At 40.8% G+C, this 25,532-nt stretch carries 22 protein-coding genes and 1 other annotated feature (1 of these 23 only partly in view); of the genes, 7 read left to right on the plus strand and 15 right to left on the minus strand.

The features are described from left to right. Positions 1–23 precede the first annotated feature (23 nt). Entirely contained in the window at positions 24–1,184 is a 1,161-nt protein-coding gene (locus tag ACZ5B7_RS20755; protein WP_464494538.1) for a D-alanyl-D-alanine carboxypeptidase family protein, read from the minus strand. Positions 1,185–1,304: 120 nt separating this feature from the next. Further along, on the minus strand, positions 1,305–3,845 hold the full coding sequence (gene mprF, locus ACZ5B7_RS20760) for a bifunctional lysylphosphatidylglycerol flippase/synthetase MprF (protein WP_464490849.1): 2,541 nt from the start codon (positions 3,843–3,845) through the stop codon (positions 1,305–1,307). Positions 3,846–4,068: 223 nt separating this feature from the next. Here mprF and ACZ5B7_RS20765 point away from each other — a divergent pair, with 223 nt between their 5' ends. The 6 genes from ACZ5B7_RS20765 (at position 4,069) to ACZ5B7_RS20790 (ending at position 10,417) form a co-directional block, all read left to right on the plus strand. After that, the gene (locus ACZ5B7_RS20765; protein WP_213145176.1) at positions 4,069–4,521 is read left to right on the plus strand and encodes a cupredoxin domain-containing protein; all 453 of its coding nucleotides are present in this window, start codon (positions 4,069–4,071) and stop codon (positions 4,519–4,521) included. A gap of 300 nt (positions 4,522–4,821) precedes the next feature. Beyond that, complete coding sequence (gene pflB, locus ACZ5B7_RS20770; protein ID WP_464490850.1) at positions 4,822–7,047, plus strand: formate C-acetyltransferase; 2,226 nt, start codon at positions 4,822–4,824, stop codon at positions 7,045–7,047. 53 nt (positions 7,048–7,100) lie between these two features. Continuing rightward, positions 7,101–7,865, plus strand: coding sequence for a pyruvate formate-lyase-activating protein (pflA, locus tag ACZ5B7_RS20775; RefSeq protein WP_464490851.1), 765 nt, complete (start codon positions 7,101–7,103; stop codon positions 7,863–7,865). Positions 7,866–7,983: 118 nt separating this feature from the next. Then, positions 7,984–8,286: a hypothetical protein gene (locus tag ACZ5B7_RS20780; RefSeq protein WP_241113951.1), complete on the plus strand. Its 303-nt coding sequence runs from the start codon at positions 7,984–7,986 to the stop codon at positions 8,284–8,286. Between the two features lie 21 nt (positions 8,287–8,307). Beyond that, on the plus strand, positions 8,308–9,084 hold the full coding sequence (gene yidC / locus ACZ5B7_RS20785; RefSeq protein ID WP_464490852.1) for a membrane protein insertase YidC: 777 nt from the start codon (positions 8,308–8,310) through the stop codon (positions 9,082–9,084). Between the two features lie 754 nt (positions 9,085–9,838). Further along, positions 9,839–10,417: a YhcN/YlaJ family sporulation lipoprotein gene (locus ACZ5B7_RS20790; protein WP_464490853.1), complete on the plus strand. Its 579-nt coding sequence runs from the start codon at positions 9,839–9,841 to the stop codon at positions 10,415–10,417. A gap of 32 nt (positions 10,418–10,449) precedes the next feature. On the opposite strand, the gene ACZ5B7_RS20795 is transcribed toward ACZ5B7_RS20790, so the two are convergent. Then, positions 10,450–10,653 carry a DUF6501 family protein gene (locus ACZ5B7_RS20795; protein ID WP_213145171.1) on the minus strand — a complete coding sequence of 68 codons (204 nt, stop codon included), beginning with the start codon at positions 10,651–10,653 and terminating at the stop codon, positions 10,450–10,452. 81 nt (positions 10,654–10,734) lie between these two features. Next, positions 10,735–12,372 (minus strand): AMP-binding protein, encoded by a 1,638-nt coding sequence (locus ACZ5B7_RS20800; protein ID WP_464490854.1) that lies wholly within the window; start codon positions 12,370–12,372, stop codon positions 10,735–10,737. 256 nt (positions 12,373–12,628) lie between these two features. Here ACZ5B7_RS20800 and sda point away from each other — a divergent pair, with 256 nt between their 5' ends. Then, the gene (gene sda, locus ACZ5B7_RS20805) at positions 12,629–12,754 is read left to right on the plus strand and encodes a sporulation histidine kinase inhibitor Sda (protein ID WP_378583628.1); all 126 of its coding nucleotides are present in this window, start codon (positions 12,629–12,631) and stop codon (positions 12,752–12,754) included. A gap of 54 nt (positions 12,755–12,808) precedes the next feature. Here the strand turns inward: sda and odhB are convergent, their stop codons facing one another. The 11 genes from odhB to trpE all read right to left on the minus strand — a co-directional run bounded on the left by odhB (position 12,809) and on the right by trpE (position 25,286). Further along, positions 12,809–14,092, minus strand: coding sequence for a 2-oxoglutarate dehydrogenase complex dihydrolipoyllysine-residue succinyltransferase (odhB, locus tag ACZ5B7_RS20810; RefSeq protein ID WP_464490855.1), 1,284 nt, complete (start codon positions 14,090–14,092; stop codon positions 12,809–12,811). Further along, positions 14,085–16,934 carry a 2-oxoglutarate dehydrogenase E1 component gene (locus tag ACZ5B7_RS20815; RefSeq protein ID WP_464490856.1) on the minus strand — a complete coding sequence of 950 codons (2,850 nt, stop codon included), beginning with the start codon at positions 16,932–16,934 and terminating at the stop codon, positions 14,085–14,087. Before ACZ5B7_RS20815 ends, odhB begins: the two co-directional genes overlap by 8 nt. 179 nt (positions 16,935–17,113) lie before the next feature. Further along, complete coding sequence (gene mnmH, locus ACZ5B7_RS20820) at positions 17,114–18,184, minus strand: tRNA 2-selenouridine(34) synthase MnmH (protein ID WP_423798819.1); 1,071 nt, start codon at positions 18,182–18,184, stop codon at positions 17,114–17,116. Between the two features lie 172 nt (positions 18,185–18,356). Continuing rightward, positions 18,357–18,764, minus strand: coding sequence for a hypothetical protein (locus ACZ5B7_RS20825; RefSeq protein WP_213145165.1), 408 nt, complete (start codon positions 18,762–18,764; stop codon positions 18,357–18,359). A gap of 135 nt (positions 18,765–18,899) precedes the next feature. Then, positions 18,900–19,679: a tryptophan synthase subunit alpha gene (gene trpA / locus ACZ5B7_RS20830; RefSeq protein WP_464490857.1), complete on the minus strand. Its 780-nt coding sequence runs from the start codon at positions 19,677–19,679 to the stop codon at positions 18,900–18,902. Further along, entirely contained in the window at positions 19,676–20,881 is a 1,206-nt protein-coding gene (gene trpB / locus ACZ5B7_RS20835) for a tryptophan synthase subunit beta (RefSeq protein WP_464490858.1), read from the minus strand. Before trpB ends, trpA begins: the two co-directional genes overlap by 4 nt. Then, the gene (locus ACZ5B7_RS20840) at positions 20,878–21,501 is read right to left on the minus strand and encodes a phosphoribosylanthranilate isomerase (protein ID WP_464490859.1); all 624 of its coding nucleotides are present in this window, start codon (positions 21,499–21,501) and stop codon (positions 20,878–20,880) included. The genes trpB and ACZ5B7_RS20840 overlap by 4 nt, the downstream gene beginning before the upstream one ends. Next, on the minus strand, positions 21,498–22,289 hold the full coding sequence (gene trpC / locus ACZ5B7_RS20845; protein WP_464490860.1) for an indole-3-glycerol phosphate synthase TrpC: 792 nt from the start codon (positions 22,287–22,289) through the stop codon (positions 21,498–21,500). Before trpC ends, ACZ5B7_RS20840 begins: the two co-directional genes overlap by 4 nt. Continuing rightward, positions 22,290–23,315 carry an anthranilate phosphoribosyltransferase gene (trpD, locus tag ACZ5B7_RS20850; RefSeq protein ID WP_464490861.1) on the minus strand — a complete coding sequence of 342 codons (1,026 nt, stop codon included), beginning with the start codon at positions 23,313–23,315 and terminating at the stop codon, positions 22,290–22,292. Continuing rightward, on the minus strand, positions 23,287–23,898 hold the full coding sequence (locus tag ACZ5B7_RS20855) for an anthranilate synthase component II (protein ID WP_464490862.1): 612 nt from the start codon (positions 23,896–23,898) through the stop codon (positions 23,287–23,289). The genes trpD and ACZ5B7_RS20855 overlap by 29 nt, the downstream gene beginning before the upstream one ends. Next, the gene (gene trpE, locus ACZ5B7_RS20860) at positions 23,895–25,286 is read right to left on the minus strand and encodes an anthranilate synthase component I (protein ID WP_464490863.1); all 1,392 of its coding nucleotides are present in this window, start codon (positions 25,284–25,286) and stop codon (positions 23,895–23,897) included. Before trpE ends, ACZ5B7_RS20855 begins: the two co-directional genes overlap by 4 nt. A 59-nt stretch (positions 25,287–25,345) precedes the next feature. Further along, positions 25,346–25,532: a binding site (T-box leader), on the minus strand; it runs 61 nt beyond the window's last position.

The raw sequence follows: 25,532 nt of genomic DNA on the forward strand, positions 1-25,532 counted from the left end.
ATTTCATGGCTTTCTTTATTCGTCTACATTTTACCTGTTATTTTTTTCCCGGCACCTATCAAAACGGCAGCAGCCGCAACTATAAAAATCCAAAAGTATGATGCTGTATATTCCTGCTTATTAGTGGATTTACTTGATTTTAAAGAAGTTTTTACAGGTTTTGGTTCTTCCTTTTGTTTTAACTGAGCCACCTGAAGAACCTGACCATTTGGATTTTCAATAGATAACCGGCCGGTACTGTCGACTTTTTTTACAATTCCACTTTTATCCTCCGTTACAAGGAGATCCCTATCCAAAAGAAATTCCTGTTCGCCGCTCTTATAAACTTCCCCATGTTTTAGGGTAGAATGGACATATTCATTAAATCCATAATCAAACAGGATGGCTGTATCATCATATTTGTCTCTTTTTTGGTCTGATTTTAGGACAATCGCCGTTAATTTTAAATTCCCATTATCCGCAGTGGTGGCCAAAGTTTGTTTCGATACTGTGGTATATCCTGTTTTCCCCCCGGTTATTCCCGCGTATGGAAGTTCGCCTTTTAGCATAAGATGATGAGTGATTAGGTCAGTATTCCAGGACTGGCCCTCCCAATGTAATCTTTTTGTTCCAAAAATCTCGGCAAATTGAGGATTCTTCATGGCATAGTTCGTAATCAAAGCCAAATCCATTGCAGTTGTATAATGATTGTCATCGTGAAGGCCGCTTGGATTTGTAAAGTGCGTATTTTTAACCCCAATAACTGTTTTTAAATATTCATTTATATGTTCCGTAAAAAGGTCAACACTGCCGTCAATATGTTCCGCAATCGCCACTGCGGCGTCATTCCCTGAATTGATCAGCATCCCTTGAATTAGTTTTTTTAGCGGTACTTGTTCCCCTTCCACTAAGTAGACCCTTGTACCATCTTGTCTGACAGCATTGGCACTGACTGTCGCAATACTGTCTAAGTTCCCTTTTTCAATGGCATAAATAGCTGTAGCGATTTTCGTAACGCTGGCAGGATACATTTCTTCGTCCGCATTTTTCCCGTAGAGAACAGCATTCGTTTCAGTATCCAAAAGCACCGCTGATTCACTTTTTAATGGCAGGTCGCCAGTCCCTTCTGCAAAGACGGGAATTTGGTTTAAAAATAAGAACAAGACTGTTATAAGAATTAAAATCCATTTACTCAATGACAACACCCTATCCATGACTAATTACCTAATTGATTTTACCAAATATTTATAGATATGAAGAGTCCTTTTTGGAAATTTATATAAAAAAAAAGCGGCAGACTCATTGTCCCAACCACTTTTCATTATCTATGCCCTTTTCTTCGAAATCAACAGGGTAATTTGTGCCATAATAAACGGAAGAGAAGATTTTTTCCGATAGGCTAAATATTTCGGTTCCCAAATATTTGTATATTTTTCTTTGAATTTTCTTAAGCCTTGAAAATGATAGAAAAAATGACCGTGCAGGAAAATCTGCGCCGCAATTTTCTCACTTAAAAAAGAAAACCTGGAAAGGCCAACATTCGCCAATGGGGCCATACCCATATTAAATCGCCGGTACCCCTGTTCCTTCGCCCAATCCATTAAGGAGAGAAACAGAAAATCCACGCTACCTGATTCTACATCCGGACGGAATCTCATTAAATCCACTGAAATAGTCTGGTTATCATCATAAACATACATCATGCTCATGAAGCCAATAATTCTACTATTACGATCCTTTACAAGTGCAATAGGAGCCTTATTTAGGTAAGCTTCATCAAAGAATCCCAGCGAATATCCCTTTTCTTTGCTTCCCTGTAGCCAATCATTTGACACTTCACGCAGTTCCTTTAAAAGTTCACTGGAATGAGGCGGATTTACCAACTCGTAACGAAAATTTTCACTGGTAAATTTGTTTTTAATGGCCCGTAATCCTTTCATTTTGCTTCCAGCCAATGAAAATTCCCGCAATTTCACAAAGGCCTCTTCCCCCAATTTAAAAAAGGCAAATCCATGGTTATAAAGGTATGGAAGCATTTCTTCACTAACCTGATAGAATACAAGCGAAAATCCATACAGGTCGGCAATTTCCTGAAATTCTTCAATGGCGGAGGATAGATCATTTAGTTCACCAATTGGATCACCAAGGATCACCAGTTTATCCGCATATCTTTGAAATGAAATCATGACATTTCTTTTTTTGTTCCAGAAAATATATTTATCGTGCAAGAAAATCAGATGGGACAAGACTTTCCCCTGATATTTATGTAAATGCTGAACGATTTCCTGTTCTTGTGTCAACGATGATTCAAATTTCCATTTTTTCGATAAGCTGTTCAGATAGCCAATGGCAAGGATTGAAACAGCAATAAACAACCCAATTCCCGCACTCATAAATAAATCGTGATAATCGATAATGACATATGGCAATAATTTTGCAGGCAGTGCCAATTTGGCATCCGGTAAATTTAAATAGCCAATGATGATATACATCGATGTAATGATTACAATTAAAGCAATATCAAAGATTGTTCTTCCCCAGGTTAATACATAGCTTTCCCGATAGAACTGCCCTTTCGAAACTCTAAGTAGGATGGCGACAATAATTAAGAAGATGGCTTCTTCATAATCAATCCCTTTAAAAATGGAAAACAGTGCTGCAAGAATTAAGGCTGCCATTGTTAATTCATATGTCCGTTTCACTCTATATTCAATGCCTCGCGATAATCCTAACAGCAAAAATCCAGCAGCAACAGAGAGTTGATGGGAAACATTAATAATCGGAAACGATAACAGTTCCTGGGCAATTTTAAGCCTCGACATAATCCCCGGCACACTTGCAGATAAAAGCAGGATAAGCCCTGATAAAAACACTAGCATAGTCAAAATGACGTGGCTAAATACCTCTAATATCGCGTTAGGTAAATTATTCCACGACTGGTTCCATCTTTCCCAATAAAGCTTCACAAAAAAAATGAGGCTCACGATAAACGGCAGTAAGTAATAGCCTACCCTATACAAAAGAAGGAGAACGAGGACTTTTTCCTCGGCCATATGAAATTCCTGCATCCCCCAAATAAAAACTAAATCAAATGAGCCAAGACCGCCCGGTATCATACTGATGATTCCGGCACAAACAGCGGCAATATAGACAGGAAAAAGATCTTCGATTCGGATTGAGATGCCCAGAATTCTGGTCAATAGATAAATAGCAAAAAAGACAGCGATCCATTCAACAAAGGAGACTCCTATGAGCTTAGTTCCCTCTTTTACCGTAATCAAAGATTGCTTGCCCTTTTTAGCGTTCATTCTATGTATCATTAAAAAGACCGGTAGATAAAGGGCGACACCCAACACGGCAAAATAAAGCCATTTGGTATCGACAAATAGAGGAAACTTCCGGAACCATAGTGCCGCTGCCCACGATAACAATGAGATGCCTGCCAAATAAAATAGGGAAACTGTTGCTATAACACTAAGTAATCTCCGCTTATCCTGTTCAAGTTTGTGAAAAAAGTACGTTCTTAACGCTGCCCCGATTAACCCGCCGAATCCAATTAAATTAGAAAAGGAATTGGCAATAAACGATTGCTCTAACAATTCTTTTTTTGGGACCTTTGCCCCTAAAATCCGAACTAAAATCACATCATACAAAAGCATCGGTAATACAGCCGAAAAGGTAATGCCAATGATAAGCAGCAGCGTCAAAAAATTGAGTTGATTTAATTCGTTTTCTAGCAAATGAACATCTAAATTTCCCACAAACTTTTTTATTTCAAATATTGCAAAAATCAATAAAAGCAATGGGAATAAAAATTTTACAATCTTAAAAATTTTATCCTTCTGATAACCCTTCAAAATAATCACCTAGTATTCATATCATCCCTGATTTTACTATAAACGTTTATGAAAGAAATACAAAGCAATTTCTTACTTTCTTGAGGTGACTTATTACAAGTGTAGACATTTTATCGAACATTCAACCATTTGGTCAGAGGCAATTCGAAAATTCAGGAAAAAAAGTAGACAAGTTTTCCCACCTAACCGGCATATGAATAAACTAGGACAAATATTAGAGGGGGTTATGCTTGTGAAATTTTTAATATTAAAAAAAGAAACACTTCTATTCGTTTTAGCTGTAGGTATTATGCTTGCTGCAATTTCATCTTGGTTTCTATTAAAAGCTGGGGATGCCGCGGTCTTTAATCAGAAGGCAGATGGGAAAATACGAGAAATCCATATGGTGACAGTTGAATACAAATCCAAAATGAAAAACGGGAAAGATATTGAGGCCTATCGTTGGGACCCGAGTCAAATCATTATAGAAAAAGGAGAAAAGGTTAAATTGTATATAACCGGCATTAACGGAGAAGAACATCCGTTCTATATTGAAGGTACAAATATCAAGGGGACTGTAAAAAAAGGGGAAGAAACAATCGTTCCACTTCAATTTTCCAAGGAAGGTACCTACCGCTTAATTTGCGAAGTTCATTCCAATCGTGCCCATAATGGTCCAATGATTGCTGATATTATCGTAGATTAAAACAGGAGCATTTTTCTCCTGTTTTTTTATGCTGTTCACTAGTAATCACTATTTAGGTGCTGTTATTGTTGAATCCTTCTTATATAACAGGCGGTGTTTGTTATATAAATAAAATGAAACAGTTTATCAACTTGTTCATAATTCGTTCAAATTCTCCATGAAAATCCCCAACAAATTCTTCATTTCACAATATCTTAACATTTATCCCTTATTCCAGATTGTTAACCTGTTATACTTTAAGCGTAGAGATAATAGTCAATCTGTTATATAAATTTTTATTTCATTTAGAGGTGAAAAAACATGGAAGCATGGAAGGCTTTTACAAAAGGGACTTGGACAAAAGAAGTTAACGTACGTGACTTTATTCTAAAAAACTACTCTCCATATGAAGGTGATGACCGCTTTTTAGCCGGTGCTACAGATTCGACAAATAATCTATGGCAGCAAGTAATGGAATTGACGAAACAGGAAAGAGAAAATGGCGGAGTCCTAGAAATGGATACGGAGACCGTATCAACCATCACTTCCCATGGCCCAGGCTACTTGGATGAAGATCTTGAAAAAGTGGTCGGCGTGCAGACAGATAAGCCATTTAACCGCTCTCTTCAGCCCTTCGGCGGAATTCGTATGGCTAAACAGGCTTGTGAAGCATATGGCTACAAATTAAATCCAGAGATTGAAAGAATTTTTACCGAATTCCGAAAGACACATAACCAAGGTGTTTTCGATGCTTATACGAGTGAAATGATTTTAGCCAGAAAAGCAGGGATTATTACCGGTCTGCCGGATGCGTACGGGCGCGGCCGAATTATCGGGGATTACCGCCGTGTTGCTTTATATGGTGTCGATTTCTTAATGAAAGAAAAACAAAAAGATTTCAATAGCACTAGCAAAGTAATGACTGAAGATAATATCCGGCTGCGCGAAGAGCTTTCTGAGCAATACCGGGCCTTGAAGGAACTTAAAGAACTGGCCGCAAGCTATGGGTTCGATATTTCCGGACCAGCAAAGAATGCCGCCGAGGCCTTCCAATGGTTATACTTTGCCTATTTAGCAGCCATTAAAGAACAAAACGGCGCAGCGATGAGCCTTGGCCGTGTCTCCACCTTCCTTGATATTTATATCGAAAGAGACTTACAAAAGGGCACCTTATCAGAGGAAGAAGCTCAAGAACTAGTTGACCATTTCGTGATGAAGCTCCGTCTCGTCAAATTTGCGCGTACACCGGATTACAATGAATTATTCAGCGGTGACCCTACTTGGGTAACAGAGTCTATTGGCGGTATGGCTATCGACGGCCGCCCGCTTGTTACAAAAAACTCTTTCCGGTTCCTGCATACCCTTGATAATCTTGGTCCTGCTCCAGAGCCAAACTTAACAGTACTATGGTCCATACTGCTTCCTGAAAATTTCAAGAAGTATTGTGCGAAAATGTCCATTAAAACTAGCTCTATTCAATATGAAAATGATGATATCATGCGCCTTGAATATGGTGATGATTACGGGATTGCCTGCTGTGTATCCGCCATGGAAATCGGCAAGCAAATGCAGTTCTTCGGTGCCCGTGCCAACTTGGCAAAAGCACTTCTATATGCGATCAACGGCGGTGTCGATGAAAAATTAAAAAAACAGGTAGGACCAGAGTATCGGCCGATTTCTTCAGATATTTTGGATTTCGATGAGGTCATGCAGAAGTTCGATCAAATGATGGAATGGCTCGCCGGCCTATACATTAATACGTTGAATGTCATTCACTATATGCATGACAAATATAGCTATGAGAGAATCGAGATGGCTCTGCATGATACGCAGATTATTCGGACGATGGCAACTGGTATAGCTGGTTTAAGTGTAGTTGCCGACTCGCTCAGCGCGATAAAATACGGCAAGGTGAAAGTGATTCGCGATGAAAACGGCCTTGCTGTTGATTTTGAAATAAGCGGCGATTTCCCTAAATACGGAAACAATGATGACCGTGTAGATAGCATTGCCGTTGGAATTGTAGAAAGCTTTATGAAAAAGCTGCGTAAGCATCAAACCTATCGCAACTCTGTTCATACTTTATCAATATTAACCATCACTTCTAACGTGGTTTATGGTAAGAAAACAGGTAATACACCAGATGGCCGCCGCGCAGGCGAACCATTTGCACCAGGAGCAAACCCAATGCACGGACGGGATACAAAAGGGACATTAGCATCACTTTCCTCTGTTGCCAAGCTTCCATACAGCTATGCAATGGATGGTATTTCCAATACGTTCTCCATCGTTCCGAAAGCATTAGGTAAGGAAGAAGAAAGTCAAATTTGCAACCTAGTTTCCATTTTAGATGGTTATGCCATTAAAGCAGGTCATCATTTAAATATAAACGTCTTTAACAGGGAAACACTTTTAGATGCCATGGAGCATCCGGAGCTTTATCCGCAACTAACAATCCGCGTATCCGGATATGCAGTTAACTTTATTAAGCTAACAAAAGAACAGCAGCTTGATGTAATCAATCGCACCTTCCATGAATCGTTGTAAAAAAATAGAGGCTGTCCCCTTCAGCCTCTGCTTTTAATGAGAGGAGAATCATCATGAACGGAAACATTCATTCTATTGAAACATTAGGAACTGTAGATGGGCCAGGAATCCGCTATGTCATTTTTACACAAGGCTGTCTGCTGCGCTGCCAATTTTGTCATAATGCAGATACTTGGGAAATCGGCACCGGAAAGGAAATGACAGTTTCCGAAATCATAGATGACTTGGAATCGTACCTCCCATTTATCCAAGCCTCAGGAGGCGGCATTACCGTCAGCGGAGGTGAACCCCTCCTGCAAGTTCCCTTTCTCATTGAATTATTTAAGGAATGTAAAAAGAAAGGAATCCATACAACCATCGATTCCTCCGGGGGCTGCTTTTCCCATTCCAAGCTGTTCATCGAACAACTTGAAGAACTGTTACTTTACACCGATCTAATATTGCTTGATTTGAAACATATAAACAGGAAAAAACATATCCAGTTGACCGGTATGGCCAATGACCATATTCTCGAGTTTGCCAAGTTTTTGTCAGACCGAAATGTCCCGATTTGGGTTCGGCACGTTTTAGTTCCATCTGTAACTGATGAACCGGAAGACTTGAAGAATCTTGGCGAATTCATAGGTACACTTGAAAACGTTCGAAAAATTGAAATTCTTCCTTACCACAAACTGGGCGTATATAAATGGGAAGCGCTCGGCCACGAATACCCTTTAAAGGATGTGGAACCGCCAAGCGAAGAGAAGGTTGATTTTGCCTATTCGATGTTAACTGCACATTGGCAAAACCTAAAGAACACTAACTCCTTCCGGGAGTAAGTGTTCTTTACTTTTTATGAACATTTAGATCCAAACATTAACATCACAACAATAATTGATTATTTGGCTATTCTCTTATATACTCATATCATTGGTTACCTGATGCGAGGTGAAATGTTTGTTTCAATTATTAATCGATCATTCGGATATTAATACCTTAACAGCCCTTTATATGAGTCTTTATTTAGGACTGGTTTTAAAAAATTTGTGGGCTTTGGGTGTAGACTCCTCATCAATTGGTTCGCTTTCGAACCCATATGGCTCAAAAATTATTCACCCGCTGTTTTTTTATAAGAAAAAAAGCAGTTTAACGATTAGTATTATTTTAATAAGAATCGTTAAATTTATCCGAAGAAAAGCGTGTTTCCGGGACGATGATTCTGAAAAGCCAATTTCCTTCTTATTCTCTACTTTATACTAAATCATACCTTTAGGAGGAAATATGAAAAAACATAAATCATCGTTACTATTAATTATTCTATCTTTTTCTGTATTACTATTATCTGCATGCTCTTCCCAGCAAAGCGGGAAAAATGATGGTTTCTTCCATACGTACTTTGTTGAACCATTTGCAAAAATTATTCACTTTTTCGCAGAAGTTTTTGGCGGAAACTATGGACTAGCAATTATTTTCGTAACTTTGATCATCAGGCTTGTGTTAATGCCATTAATGCTAAGACAATATAAAAATCAAATGCATATGAAAGAAAAAATGGATGCCTTAAAGCCTGAGATGGATGCAATTCAAAAGAAGATGAAGGCCGAAAAGGATGCAAAGAAAAAACAAGAACTGCAAGCTGAAATGATGGGTCTATATCAAAAGCATGGTGTTAACCCATTAAATATGGGCTGCCTTCCAATTCTTATTCAGATGCCGATTTTAACAGGCTTTTACTATGCAATTCGCGGCTCCCAAGAAATTGCTTCTCATAAATTTTTATGGTTTAGTTTGGGGCATCCTGATATCGTTATCACTATCATTGCAGGGGTTATTTATTATTTCCAATTTAGAGTTTCTCAATCAACCATGCCAGAACAGCAGCGTCAACAAATGAAATTTATGGGGTTAATGTCCCCACTTATGATTGTCATGTTCTCTTTCAGTGCACCTGCCGCTCTGCCGCTTTACTGGGTTGTTGGGGGAACGTTCCTGACTGTTCAAACATTGATTAGTCAAAAGCTCTACGCCAAAAAACCTGTAGAAGCGCAGGCAAAATAACCTATTCATTAATTAAAAGAAGCAACGTTGCAGATACTTCCTAGATTGTCGAGAAAGGTACTTTCTCGGCAATTTTTTATTGTGTCTAAACCTAAATAACAAACTTTTATTGTTTGTCCCTGCTAATTGGCCTGTTGATTTCCGCTCCGGGCATTCGCTTTCCGCGGGGAGGTCCTGGAGCCTCCTCGGCGCTTTGGGCGCCTGCGGGGTCTCCAGTGACCTCTATATCCCGCAGGAGTCGAATGCCCTCCGCTCCAATCAACAGGGAGACAAACCAACCTAAGTATTGCAACACACATTTTCAAGACTTGATAATGCGTTACAATCTTTCCTATATTTTACAACCATTAGTAAAGAGAGCCTGTTCTCTTCCATTATTCAATCCCCGTAACCGGCAGTTGCGAAGCCCATGCAGTTCTTTTGAGTCTTCGAACTTCGCTCAATTTTTTCCTTTCAATATTTATAAAGCATTTTTCCCGACTATTTCACCACTTATTTTATTTAAGTTGAAGGACTTTATTGAATACACCTGTTGATTGGCGCGGAAGGCACGAAGACTCCTGCGGGAGTACGGGGCAGGGGAGACCCCGCAGGAGCGACGCGACGAGGAGGCTCCCCGTCACGCCCGCGGAAAGCGAAGTGACTGGAGCGCCAATCAACAGACTTGTTGAAAAGCCTTTTATTATTTCAGTGGATAGTTTATTTTCATGTTTGGAAACCTATTTTTGTACAACTTAAAAAAGGAGTGCAAAAAATGAAATTGAGACTTTTCTTTACTGCTGCCATCATGTTTACTCTCTGCTTAATTGGCTGCGCGCGTAATGATGCGAATGACGATACAGCTGTTCGCAATGAGATAAACCCTGCCAAAGTAAAATATAATATTCCAAATCACGGCGGGCCGGCCATTTCAGGTGTTGATGTCAGCGATCAAGAATTGGATAGAAATATTAACAAACAAGATATCCGTGGGGCAAATGTGCAAAGTACTACGGGTTCCAAGATGCGTTTTGCCGAGGAAGCAGCCCGCAAGGTATCGGACCTGCCTGAGGTAAATCACGCCAATATTATCGCCTTGAATCATAATGCTTATGTTGCCGCAAAACTGAACCGTACGGCACGAAATGGACTTACAGCCAATGTCAAAGATACAATTTCTAGAACAGTTAAATTAGTGGATCCAGATATTGATAACGTCTATGTTTCCGTTAATCCAGATTTTTATGAACGAATGAATCGTTTTGAAAGAGACGTCCGGAAAGGTCGGCCAGTTTCCGGTTTTTTTGACGAATTTACAGATACCATCCGACGTGTATTCCCGGATGCAAAATAGAAAAATGCCTGGCTTAAAGTGCCAGGCATTTTTTATGCGTCTTGAAAATAATCCTTATAAAATCCGCCAACCTTGCCGGAGTTGTCAATAATGTAATAGAATTCTTCCGTTTCATTTTTTACATCGTACACTTTTCCAACAGTCAACATGTTTTTTACCATATATTTTTCAGCGTTTGTATGCACACATTTAACTTTCTTAACTGTTTCGCGTTCACGCCATGTCAGATGAATCATGCTTTCACCGCCCTTTTTCCTCAATTGTCCAAGTTTAAGTATAATCAAAAGGGCCGGTATCGTGCAACAACATTGAAAATATTATCTTTTCACTACTTTTTTTGCCTTCTCCCTTAACCTGTATTTTTGTATTTTTCCGGAGGCTGTCATTGGATAAGCGTCTGTAAATTCTATATACCGCGGGATTTTATGTTTCGAGATTTTTCCTTTGCAGAATTCCCTGAACTCCTCAGCATCCGCCGACTCCCCTTCTTTTAATATGATCCAGGCCATTACCTCTTCCCCATACACTTCATCAGGGATTCCTACCACCTGGACATCTAAAATTTTGGGATTTGTATATAAAAATTCTTCAATTTCACGGGGATAGATATTTTCTCCGCCTCTTATTATCATATCCTTCAATCGGCCGGTAATTTTGCAGTAGCCGTTTTCATCCATGACCGCCAAGTCTCCTGTATGCAGCCAGCCCTCTTGGTCAATCGCTTCTGTCGTTGCCTCAATATTTTTGTAGTAGCCTCTCATGACATGGTAACCTCTGGTGCAAAGCTCCCCCTGAATACTACGCGGCACTTCCCTACTCGTTCCCGGTTCAACAATTTTCACTTCGACATTTGGCAGAGCTTTTCCGACTGTTTCCACCCGTAATTCAATAGGGTCATCTGTCCGCGTCTGGGTAATGACCGGTGAGGACTCTGTTTGTCCATAGGCAATCGTAATTTCCGTGGCCCCCATCCTTTCGATAACGGCTTTCATGACTTCAATTGGACAATTTGATCCAGCCATGATCCCGGTTCTTAAGGACGACAGGTTATACTTTTCAAACTCAGGATCATTCATTTCCGCGATAAACATGGTCGGAACACCGTGAAGTCCCGTGCATTTTTCATCTTGAACCGTCTGAAGTACCTTTTTCGGGCTGAATTCCTGTACCGGTACCATGGTAGCTCCTACAGTCATGCAAGCCATTGTACCAAGAACACATCCGAAGCAGTGAAAAAATGGAACTGGTATGCAAAGGCGGTCTTGAACGGTCAGCTTCATGCAATTTGCAATATTTAAGGCATTATTGACAATATTATTATGGGTCAGCATAACACCCTTGGGGAAACCTGTTGTCCCGGAAGTATACTGCATGTTAATGACATCATCGGGTTCAAGTGAGTTCATCCTGTTATTCAGTTCTTGATCTGAAACCAATTCACCTAAGCGAATAATATCTTCCCATGAAAAGGTACCTGGGTATCTCTTCTCCCCTAATACGATGACATTCTTAAGGAATGGCAGCTTGCTGCTTTTCAACCTACCCGGTTCTGAAGTTTTTAATTCAGGTGCAATTTCGTAAAGCATATCGACATAGGAAGAATCCTTCATTTTATCCATTAAAATAATCGTAGTGGAGTCTGATTGTTTTAAAAGATATTCCAATTCTGCTGTTCGATAGTTTGTGTTTACCGTAACCAGTACTGCCCCCATCTTTCCTGTAGCAAATTGGGTAATCAGCCACTCAGGAGTGTTTGTCGACCATGCTGCAAGATGCTCTCCCTTTTCGATTCCAAGCTTCATTAAGCCTTTTGCAGCGGTCCGGCAAACTTGGTTGAACCTGCTGTAGGTCCATCTCAGATTCCGGTCTGAATACACGACTGCTTCATGCTCTGGGTGTAATTTTGCTTTTTCTTCTAACAGCTCTCCAACTGTTACAGTTAATAATTCCGACATCCTTACAACCCCCTAAAACACTTTACAATCCAATTAAGTAAAACGCTTACAAAATGTATGTTAACATATTTTTGCGAATATTCAATATTTTTCAAATATAATATTTCCAATTATAGTAAACATAGCCCGTAATTAAGAATGACAAATTTGTGAAAATTTTATCAGTTAGGGTTCTCAAATCAATTGTAAACCATTACAATAGTAAAAACTGAATATTCAATCCACTTTCCGAGGAGGGCATTCTTAATTGAAGATTATGAGTAATGAACAGCTAATTCTTTCGTATCGGGATGCATTGAAGTCTGGTAAGGAAAAGGAATGGATAAAAATTCTTAAAGATGAAATTGAACGACGTGGATTAAGGCCATTAAAAAATCGCTAGACATTAAAAACCGCTGATCCGATTATCAGCGGTTTTCCTAATTTATTTTGACATTTATCCTTCAAGCAGTAACGTTTCAGGGTCCTCAAGGAGTTTCTTAATTGTACTTAAAAAGCTTACAGCCTCTTTGCCATCGACAATTCGGTGATCATAAGAAAGGGCAACATACATCATCGGGCGATTCTCCATTTTGTCCTTGTCAACCGCCACAGGGCGAAGCTGGATTGTGTGCATGCCAAGAATCCCTACCTGAGGCCCGTTTAAAATTGGCGTTGAAAGTAATGACCCGAAAACCCCGCCGTTCGTGATCGTAAAGGTGCCTCCTTGTAAGTCCTTTAATGATAATTTATTTGCTCTTGCTTTTTCAGCAAGCTGCATAATATCACTTTCAATTTCAGCGAATGATTTTCGGTCGGCATCTCTAACAACCGGTACGACTAGACCTTCTTCCGCCGCTACAGCAATGCCAATATCATAAAACTTTTTAACTAAAATTTGGTCGCCTTGAATTTCGGCATTTAAATAAGGGTATTTTTTCAATGCAGCAACTACAGCTTTTGTGAAGAAGGACATAAAGCCCAGCCGAACATCATGCTCTTCGAAAAATTTATCCTTCCGGCGTTTTCGTAGGTCCATTACCGCTGTCATGTCAATTTCATTAAAAGTTGTTAACATGGCGGTTGATTGCTTTACCTCGAGCAACCGCTTTGCAATAGTCTGGCGGCGTCTGGACATTCTCTCATTGATAACTGGTTTTGCCGGATTTTCAACTTTCATCGGTTCCACTGATGCTTCCCTTTTAGGAACTGACGGCCCAGCCGGGTTCATACCAGGCTGAAATGATGAGACATCTTGTTTTCTTAATCTTCCTAATGGGTCGGATGACGGAATTTCTTGTAAATTGATACCTTTCTCCCTTGCTAGTTTACGGGCAGCAGGCGAAGCGATTGGGCGCTTTCCTGATTCCTCTTTTCTATCCTGCTGTATTCCAGCCGTCTCAACCGAACCTGTATTATTCGGCGGTGCAGGCGGAACCTCTGTTGGGACTGCAGCTGGTAGCTGTGGAGCCTGTTCTGAGACAGCAGCAGGAGCGGCTTGCCCCACGCCCTCTTCAACCACAGCGATCGTTTCTCCGACGCGTACGGTGTCTCCTTCAGAAAATTTCTGTTCTGTCAGTGTGCCGGAAAAATCGGATATGATTTCGATATTGACTTTATCCGTTTCCAACTCAACTAAATATTCACCCTTCTCAACATGTTCCCCTGTGTTTTTTAGCCACTTAGCAATTGATCCTTCTGTGATTGATTCGGCTAACTCTGGGACTTTAATTTCAGCCATGGCTAGATCCTCCTTCTTCAGCCCTTGAAAGTGCAGCACCAAGAATTTTTGATTGGATTAATTTATGAACGTTTGGTTCGCCTTCAGCAGGGCTTGACCGGCGCCTGCGGCCAATAAATTCAACCCTGACTCCAGCAGGGATTAGTTCATTAATCCGTGGTTCTACGAACGTCCAGGCACCCATATTTTTAGGCTCTTCCTGAACCCAAAGCACTTCATTTATATTCGGGTATTTTGCAAAAATATTTTTCAAGTCCATTGTCGGAAACGGATAGATTTCCTCCAGCCTAATCACCTGAAGCCAGTCAAATCCGCTTGGATCCTTGGTCTGCTCGGCGATGTCAATGGCTATTTTTCCCGAACACATAACAATCCGCTCGACCTTTTGATGATCCCTGGAGTGTGTAAAGTGCTCGATGACCGGTCTAAATTCCCCTTCACTTAAATCATAGCCGGACGACGATACTACCGGATTCCTTAATAAGCTTTTTGGAGACATGACCACAAGGGGCCTTACTTCTTCCTTACCGAGCATAGCAGCTTGACGGCGTAAAAGATGGAAATACTGTGCTGCTGTGGTTAGATTGACAACTGCCCAGTTTTTTTCGGAAGCAGACTGTAAATATCGCTCCAGCCTCGCACTAGAATGCTCCGGTCCTTGGCCTTCATATCCATGTGGAAGAAGGAGAACCAATCCAGATTTCTGTCCCCATTTTGCCCTCCCGGCCGCGATAAACTGATCAAACATAACCTGTGCCGCATTAGCAAAATCCCCATATTGGGCCTCCCAAATCACTAAAGTCTCCGGTGAAAAGACATTATAGCCATACTCAAAGCCAACCACCGCTGCCTCAGTTAATGGACTGTTATATACGGCGAAGGAAGCCTTTGCCATTGATAATTGATGAAGAGGAAGAAACATCCTACCTGATTGATAATCATGCAGGACTAGATTTCTTTGAGCAAAGGTTCCGCGTTCAGTGTCTTGTCCTGATATGCGGATTGGGACCCCATCTGCCAAAATAGAGGCAAAAGCAAGTGACTCTGCTAAAGCCCAATCGACTTTCCCTGTTTCATCAAATGCTTCTATTCTTCTTTTTAAAATCTTTTCAAGTTTATTAAACACTTTAAAATCCTGCGGCCACTGCAGCAGCTCTTCGTTCATTTTTTTCAAAGTTTCAAGCGGCACCTTTGTTTCATATGTTGCTCTCTCTATATTAAATAATGGCGGTTCCGGTATCGTAATTTCTTCATCATGCTTAATTCTAGACACCTTATCATTTGCCTTAACAAGCCGTTCATGAATATCCTTTTGAATTTTTGCTATGTCCTCATCCGTTACAAGCCCTTCATTGCCAAGTTTCTTCCCGTAAAGTTCCTTCACGGTAGGATGCTTTTGAACAATGGTATACATTTGCGGGCTGGTTGTCATCGGCTCATCCATCTCGTTATGACCAAAACGACGATAACCAATTAAATCAATCAAGAAATCCTTTTTAAACTCCGACCTGTATTCGGCAGCTAAAACAGCGGCGGCGATGCAGGCATCCGGGTCATCGGCATTAACATGAATGATTGGAATCTCAAACCCCTTTGCCAAATCACTTGCATACCTTGTTGAACGTGAGTCATGGGATTCAGTTGTGAATCCGATCATATTGTTGGAGATAATATGAATCGTTCCGCCGGTACGATAACCTCTTAAACTGCTTAAGTTTAAGGTTTCAGCCACAATCCCTTCACCAGGAAATGCAGCATCGCCATGAATTAGAATGGCCAGAGCAGCCTTATAATCTTCAGTTGGATATCCCGATGCGCTTCTATCATCCTGTGCTGCTCTCGTGAACCCTTCTACCACAGCACCAACATATTCCAAGTGACTAGGATTATTAGCCAATGTAATTTTTGCCCTTACTGCATTTTCACCTGCAAGCTGCCGGTTTAACCCGAGGTGGTATTTAACATCACCGGTCCAGCCGAAGTTAATCCCAACTGACCCTTCAGAAGGAACAAGTTCCTTATTTGGTGCATGTTGAAATTCCGCGAAAATCATCTCATATGGTTTGCCTAGAACATGGGCAAGTACATTTAATCTGCCGCGGTGGGCCATTCCAATATTAATAAATTCAGCTCCATCCCGAACGGTCTCGGCGATTATTTCATCGATTAAGGGAACCATTACGTCCAGTCCTTCAATGGAAAATCGCTTCTGTCCTACGAAAGTTTTATGAAGGAATTTCTCGAATTCTTCCACTTCAGTTAGCCTTTTTAATATTTCTATTCGTTTTTCTTTTGGAAGCGGGGACTGGAGCCTTCCATTTTCAATCCTTTCGATTAGCCAGTTTCTTTCCGCAACATCATGGACATGATCGAATTCATATGCAATCGATTTTGTATACACTTCTTTTAGTTTCATATATGCATGAAATGCAGTTTGGCCCGATACCGGTCCATTTTCTGAAATAATCTGCCCGGGAAGACTCCTTAAATCTTCTTCTGTCAAGCCATAGCTATTGAGGTCCAGATGAGAAATATCAGGTGTATAATTTCCCAATGGATAAATATTGGCAGCCAAATGGCCAAATGTTCGGATATTTTCAGCAAGTTTTATGGCAGCATATATTTTTTCTGTTTGTAACGGTTTACCCTCATGAATATCAGGCTTAATAGATACGAAGGAGGAAAATTCCTCATCATTCATTTCTTCAAAAAACATTCTCATTTCCGGTTCAATTGCCGTTGGGTCCTCTTTATACCTTTCAAATTGGTCAATGACATAACCTAAATTTGGACCAAGGAATTCATCCAAAATAGCCTTTCTATTTTCATTAGGCCCCTTCATCCATCAATCCCCCTTAAAACATATGTAAATTTCACTTTGACAAAATACAGCATGAACCAAAATCACTATATCTTTATGTAATGTTTACATTTTAGTGTGTGTCATTCACGAACAAAAAATTTCTTAATTAAAGAAAAAAGCACACGTTCGAAAACGTGTGCAAAGTTATGACAATATACTTATGAATTAACGGAAATAACAGGGGAAAAAGATAACTCTTCCAGCTTTAGCGCAATTTTTTCAGCAGCATCCGAAGGATCTTCTGCAAAAATATCATAAAAATCCCCTATATAGTCCTGTCTGGCATGAGTGTAACGGGGATCATAATAATGCTCGAGCAAAATGGAAATCATATCCTGATAATTCCGTTCTTCTAAATATTCCAAAAGGGTGTTTTTAATTTCAATATCCTTAACACGCTTGATGACTCTTTCAATTCCAAGTGAGATTTTTTCATGGAACCAAGGCTCCTGCTTGTATGGTAAAACATACTCGGATACCAGATGTTTTACTCGCTGCTCGAGAGGGGAATGGATATAAATGTTTAAGCCTTTAAATTTAATATCCATCAATTCTTCAGGCTGTACAGCCTTTCCAATCCGCTTACTTTCAGCTTCAACCAGGAAGTAATCAGCACCCTGAATTTCCCGAAGCCCATCAAATAATAGAGAATCAAAGGTCTTTTGGTTATTGCCCTCATTAAGACCGATTGTTCCAAAAATTGACCCCCTGTGTGCAGCCATTTCTTCCAAATCCAAAATGGGATAGCCTCGTTTTTTCAATTGCTTTAAAACCTCAGTTTTACCAACTCCGGTCATTCCGTGAATGACGACAGCCTGATTCGGAACCATCGCTGGAATTTTCTCAAGGATAAAATGACGATGGGCTTTATAACCGCCAATTAAACGCCATGCATATATTCCCGCAAATTCCAAAAAGGTTGCGACGGCTTTACTGCGCATACCGCCGCGCCAACAGTAAACAACAAGTTCTCCTTTTTCGGAATAGGATTTAATTTCATTCAACATCCGGGGAAGCTTTGGCGAAACCAATTCCATTGCCCGCCATTTTGCGGCTGCCTGGCCCTCGTGCTTATAAATCGTACCTATTTCCTGACGCTCCTCATTCGAAAACAAAGGCACATTAATCGCTCCTGCAATCGCGCCATCGTTAAATTCAATTGGTGAACGTACGTCAATAATGATTGGGTTAGATAAATTCAATAAATCTTCTACTGTAATTTCCTTCATGTTTACATTAAACTCCTAGCTACTGTTTTACTAAATTTTGATGAAAAACAAACAAAACTTCCTCAATCCGGGAAGTTTTTTGAAGTCAAGTTCATTAAAGTAATTATATACAAATTATATAGGAGTTAAGCATGCCTATCAAGAAATTAAGATTTCCATCCAACATTTTACATTATACCAATTTACCAAACGGTACTCCAACCAACATCTCCAATGCCTTTAGAAACCTTCCCCAATTAGCCGGAAAGCTCTCCATTCCGCCAAATTCGTAGGTTTTTTCCTGTGTTTTCAGGGTTACTGTCCAAAAGTTTCCGTCAAGTACAATTCCATTTTCCTTTTGATAGGTTGGTTCCCATTCCCAAATTCTCATTGAGTAAATTTTTCTTTTAAATTGCTCTAGGCTTCCTGGCTTAAACACGGGAAGGGGTGAAACCGAATGCTGCTCCGGTTGATTTCTCCATTCGGTATAAACAAACCTTTCTTTAAGAAAATTTATGCTGACATGATGAGAAATCCCTTCAAAACACTCCAAAGAAACGCTTAAAGAATATAATTGTTTGGTTGTTTCAGACACTCTCATACTTTTCTCATCCTCAAGAATATTAATTTCTTATACCCATTTGAGCAAATTATAATCAATATAAAAAAAAACGGATGTAACAATTGACACATTTTTACTTAAAAAGAGGAGGCATCTCGAGACGCCTCCTTCATTTTATGCGAGTGTTTGTTTATAAATGGACATGAATTCTTCCATTTCTTCCAGCTGGTTATTGGCAAAGTACTCGACAATTTTACTGCCAACTACTACTCCATCGCAATACTTCGTTATTTCCTTTATCTGCTCATGATTTGAGATGCCAAATCCCGCTAATACAGGAATCGGACTAGCTTCCTTAACAGCTTGTAAAAATGAATGCAGTTCATTACCAAATTCGTTTCTTGTTCCTGTAATCCCTTTGACAGTAACGGTATATAAGAATCCATTACCTTTATTAGAAATCTCTCTGATCCGTTCGATTGGTGTTGTCAGTGTTACAAGTCGAATCAATTCCACTTCCGCTTGTTCTAGCAGCGGGGCAATGATTTCCTCTTCCTCCACAGGCAGGTCCGGAATAATGCAGCCTGCGACACCTGCAGTTTGAACGTCACGGACAAATGTCTCGATTCCGTATGAATAAACTGGATTTAAATAGGTCATGAGAATAATAGGAGTAGTGACTGATTCACGTGATTTGGTGATTTCTTTTAAAATCCCTTTTAATGTGGTTCCATTTTGTAATGCTCTAATACCCGCGCGCTGAATGGTTGGACCATCAGCAACCGGGTCAGAGAAAGGAACACCCACTTCAATCGCCGTTGCCCCGAATTTTTCTAACAGTGCCAGCCTTTCAGGCAGGTTCTCCAAACCTCCATCTCCGGCCATTATATATGGCACAAAAGCTTTTTTATTTTCCTTATTCAATTGTTGAAAAGCTTGTTCAATTCGGTTCATTTTCCGCTGCCCCCTTTAAGTCTTGATTTGACTGCATCCACATCTTTATCTCCACGCCCTGATAAGCAGACCACAATATTTTGGCCGGCTCCAAGCTGACCAGCTAATTTTACAGCGAACGCAACCGCATGGGAGCTTTCAAGTGCCGGTATAATTCCTTCAAGCTTCGATAATAGCTGAAAGGCATCAAGGGCTTCTTTATCAGTTATCGAGTGATAGCTAGCCCGTCCGCTGTCCTTTAGATAGCTGTGCTCTGGCCCCACGCCCGGATAATCGAGCCCGGCAGAAATGGAATGTGCTTCTTGAATTTGGCCATCTTCGTTTTGCAAAACGTACATTAAGGCTCCATGCAAGACTCCCGGTCTCCCTTTTGTCAGCGACGCAGCATGAAATGGTGTATCAACACCATGACCGGCGGCTTCCACACCAAAGAGTTTTACCTCTTCATCTTCGATAAAAGGATAGAACATTCCCATCGCATTACTTCCGCCCCCAATACAGGCTACGACCGCATTAGGAAGGCTCCCGTTCCTTGCTAAGAATTGTTGTTTTGTTTCCATGCCGATGACACTTTGAAAATCCCTGACAATGACCGGAAATGGGTGTGGGCCGGACACGGACCCCAATAAATAGTGGGTATCATCGACATTGGCGACCCAATACCTGAGGGCCTCATTTACGGCATCCTTTAAGGTCGCGCTGCCTGATGTTACACTGACTACCTTCGCACCTAAAAGCTCCATCCGATACACGTTCAAGGCCTGCCGCCTGATGTCTTCCTCCCCCATAAAAATGATGCAATCAAGGTTTAACAGTGCACAAACGGTAGCTGTGGCAACTCCATGCTGGCCGGCGCCAGTTTCCGCTACAATTTTTCTTTTTCCCATACGGACAGCAAGCAGCGCCTGACCGATCGCGTTATTGATTTTATGGGCACCGGTATGGTTTAAATCTTCTCTTTTTAAATAAATATTGGCCCCCCCGGCATGCTTTGTCAGGTTTTCCGCAAAATAAAGCGGGGTTTCCCTGCCAACATATTCGTTTAGTAATCTATCAATCTCAGTTTGAAATTCCGGGTCATTTTTTGCCTCGTTGTAGGCTTCATTCAGTTCTGTTACAGCCTTCATTAGTGTTTCAGGAACAAATTTCCCGCCATATATGCCAAAATGGCCTTTTTCATTCGGTAAGGTATAAGTACTCATATAATATCCTCCTTGAGTTCGCTTTTTGCTTTTTCTAAAAATGCTTTTATTTTCGCCAGATCCTTTACCCCATCGGTTTCTACCCCGGAACTCACATCGACCATATATGGTTGAATGGTGTTGATGGCAGCCTCTACATTTTCCTGATGCAGCCCTCCGGCCAGGATGACCTTTTTCCCCTCAAGGAGTCCGGTATTCACCTCACTCCATGTGAATGCTGTCCCATTTCCCCCGTGGAATTTCCCTTTGGGGCCATCAAGAAGAATATACTCAGCAGGAAAATCCCTAAGTTCCGCTAATTTCTCATTTCCTTCAAAACTGGCAGCCTTGATCACCGGGAGCGAAAGGGATTCACTAAAGTTTTCCGATTCCTCTCCGTGCAGTTGAATATGAGTCAGGCCGGCAATTGCAGCAATCCGTTCAATTTCAGCTTGTGATTCATTGACAAAAACACCGACCTTATATACTTCCTTAGGCAATTCGGAAATGATTTCTTGTGCCTTCTCAGCGGTTATTCTCCGCTTGCTTTTTGCAAACACGAAGCCAAGTGCATCAGCACCATACTCCACTGCCGCAAGTCCAGTGTCCAAATCCATAATCCCGCAGATTTTTACTTTCATGGCCGTGCACCTTCTATTAGCGGCATTTGAAAATCTGAAAAGGTTCGCTTGAGGTTTGCGCTTTTCATAAAGGCTTCCCCGACAAGAATGCCATTTGCTCCAGAATTCCTAACCCGGTTAACATCCTCCTGGCTATGAAGTCCACTTTCACTTATTAAGAAAGCACCTGATTGTTTCACCGCCGATGCTAATTTTTCAGTAACTTCAAGTGATACTTGGAAGGTTTTTAAGTCACGGTTATTCACGCCAATCAGCTTTGCCCCGGTCTTTAGGGCCGTTTCCAATTCAGCCTGATTGTGAACCTCCACCAAAACCTCTAGACCTAAATTTGTAGCATATTGATATAATTCGGTTAATTTTTTTTCATCAAGCGCAGCGACAATCAATAGGATGATATCAGCCCCATGTGCGCAGGCGTTATTGATTTGCAGCGGATCGATAATAAAGTCTTTGCAAAGGATCGGCAGCTGCACTGTTTCCCTTACCGCTATTAAATCTTCAAAAGACCCTTTAAAGAAAGTTTGGTCAGTTAAAACGGAGATGGCGCTGGCACCGGATTGTTCGTAAATGGAAGCCTGTACAGCCGGTTCCACACCATTATTAATCATTCCTTTCGAAGGTGAGGCCCGCTTGAATTCAGCAATAATGGATATTTGCTGTGACTTTTGAAGCTTATCAAGCAACGATCTTTTTTCACGATCTATTGCCGGATAAAAATCACTCTGATTCTGCAGGAGAGCCAGTTCCTGTTTCTTTTGTTCAATAATTCGGTCTAATATCGTTGTCACCTATATCGCCTCTCTTTGCATTGCTCGTGATTTTTCAATTAATACTTCTAATTTGTGATGGGCCGCTCCAGAATCAATGACTTCTGCGGCTAGTTTTATACCCTCTTTAATGGAGTCTGCCTTTCCGGCTGTTAAAATACCAAGGCCAGCATTTAGGAGTACGGTATCTCGATAAGGACCCTTTGTACCTCTTAGCACATTCAGTAAGATTTCTCCGTTTTCCATCGCATCGCCGCCTTTTATGAAGCTATTATCATAGGTTGGCAAACCAACATCTTCAGGATAGAAGGATTGGCTTGTGATGACTCCATCTTCTAAAATAGTCAAATGGTTTTCTCCCTGCAGGGATGCCTCATCCATAAAGCCGGCGCCATTTAGAACGATCGCCCGCTTGCGTCCAAGCTGATTTAACACCTCTGCAAAAACTGGCAAAAGATCACGGCGATACACACCTAGAAGTTGATAGTCCAATTCGATTGGATTTGTCAAAGGCCCGATAAAGTTAAAAATTGTCGGGATTTTCAACTGTCTCCTAACGGTCGTCACCTTTTTCAATTTTGGATGCACATGTGGGGCAAATAAAAAGGCAATACCGATTTCGCTTAGGATCTCTTCCGTACTTTCTGCTGGTAAATTAAGATTGACGCCTAAGTATTCCAGAACGTCAGCGCTTCCTGTCTTACTGGAAACACTTCGATTTCCATGTTTAGCAACTGGTATTCCAGCCGCAGCGAGGACAAAAGCAGAAGTAGTACTTACATTAAAGCTTGAAGAACCGTCACCGCCAGTTCCGCAATTATCCAAAGCATTCGGAAACTTCTTTTTAAATGACAATGTCTTTCCTTTTAATGCTTTTACAATGCCAACGATTTCATCAACTGTTTCACCCTTGGATTTAAGTCCCATTAAAAAAGCGGCAATTTCCGATTCCGATACCTCTTCACCTAATATAAAATCAACTGCTTCCTTCATCTCGTTTTCAGAGAATGACCGTTGTTCAGCTAACTGTAGTAAATATTCCTTCATTTGTATCCATCCTTCCTATTTCAAGTAAGAAATTTTTAAGCATTTGTTTTCCTAATGGAGTCCCAATAGATTCTGGATGAAACTGGAGCCCGTAAACTGGGTAATCCTCGTGTTTTATCGCCATAACCTCGTTATCATCCATGGAATGAGCAATACACTCAAGTTCTGGCGGCATCGTATCTTTTTCAATTTTTAATGAATGGTAACGCATCACTTCCAATGGTGATGATAAATAATTGAAAATGCCGCTGCCATTATGATTGATGAACGAAGTTTTGCCATGTTTAATTTGTTTTGCTCTATTAATTTCACTTCCGAATGCTGCTCCTATTGCCTGGTGCCCAAGACAAATTCCTAAAATAGGAATTTTATTATAGAAGTTGTTAATGATACTGATACAGATACCAGCGTCCTCCGGTTTACCAGGCCCTGGTGAGAGGATAATTGCTTTTGGATTCAAAACCTTGATTTCCTCTAGACTAATCTGGTTATTTCGATAAACTGCGGCTTCTTCCCCTAATTCTCCCAAATACTGATAAAGGTTGAAGGTAAATGAGTCAAAGTTATCAATGAGTAATATCATCCCGGGGTTCCCTCCAAAAATGCTTTTAATTTATTTAAGGTTTCTTCATATTCTGATTTAGGATCGGAATCATGGACAATGCCGGCCCCAGCTTGAATAAATGCCTTTCCGTCTTTTAATATCATCGTCCGAATCGCAAGGGCAAAATCCATGTTTCCATTCACTGAAAAGTAACCAATCGCTCCCGAATAGAGACCTCGTTTTGATTTTTCAAGTGTGTTAATGATTTCCATCGCCCTAACCTTTGGTGCTCCTGATACCGTCCCGGCCGGGAGGCAGGCAGCAAGCGCGTCAAGCGCGGTTTTATCGGACATGAGGGTTCCGCTGATTTCAGAAACGATGTGCATAACATGGCGGAACTTTTCAATGGCCATGTACCGGTCAACCTGAACGGAACCAAATTCGCAAACCTTCCCCAAGTCATTTCTGCCAAGGTCGACGAGCATCTTATGTTCAGCCAATTCTTTTTCATCAGCCAATAATTCCTTTTGAATAGCTTCATCTTCGGCTGCGGTTTTTCCTCGCCTTTTTGTTCCCGCTATCGGATTGGCTATGACTGATTTACCTCTCGTTTTAATTAAGCTCTCAGGCGATGAACCAATCACGGTATAGCCATCAAAGTCGATGTAGAACATATAGGGCGTCGGGTTGTTAGCCCGGTGTTTACGATAAAGCGATAATGGAGAGCCATCAAAGGCTGCTTTCATCCTCCTCGATAGGACAACCTGGAAAATATCACCTTCTAAAATATGCTCTTTAGCAATTTCAACATTTTTGATAAAGGCTTCCTTGGAAATTTCCGATTCAAATCCTGATAAGCTAAAACTATTCTCCTCATCATTAACATTAGGTGTTTTTAATTCCTGAAGCCTTTTGTCGATTCTCATTTCAATACTTGCACCGTCTGAATCATCCTGAAGTGGAATACCGACGATAAATACCCTCTCCTCAAGATGATCAAAGACAATCACTTCCTCATACACCATTAGGTGGACATCCGGCATATTCAAACTGTTCGGATACTCCTTACCAATTACTTCATACTGTCTGATGATATCGTAGCCGACATAGCCAATCGCCCCGCCGATAAACGGAAATGGCAGCTCATCAAGTTTTATCGAAGGCAGAAGATTATCGATAACATCTAATGGATTTCCGCTTATTTCCTGCGTTTGCCCATTTCTTTTAATCAAGCGATTTTCCTTTCCTATGGAAACAAGCTCAATGGCTGGGTCTGCGCCAATAAAGGAATAGCGGCCGGAATCATTGTATTTATGGGAACTTTCCAGTAAAAATTTCTTCTTTCCGCTGATCTTTTGCAAAATGGAAATGGGCGTTAGAGTATCACCGCTTATTTCTTTCATAAAAATAGCCATTTTAATGTTCATCGTTCAGACTCCCTTCAGAAAATAAAAAAGTCCCCTATATCCATAACATGGTTATGAATATAGAGGACGAATCTCGGATCGTGGTGCCACCTCATTTTGAAGCAATTAGTTTGCTTCCTCGTTTCAGATACAGAGCAAATAACTCGATATCCTATCCTTTTAACGGTGGAACTCCGTACATCCCTACTCTAGTTCAAGATGTCTCTCGCAAGTCCATTCGGCAAATCCTTTCTTATCGGGCTCACA

The organism is Neobacillus sp. S1115 (genome assembly GCF_055385565.1).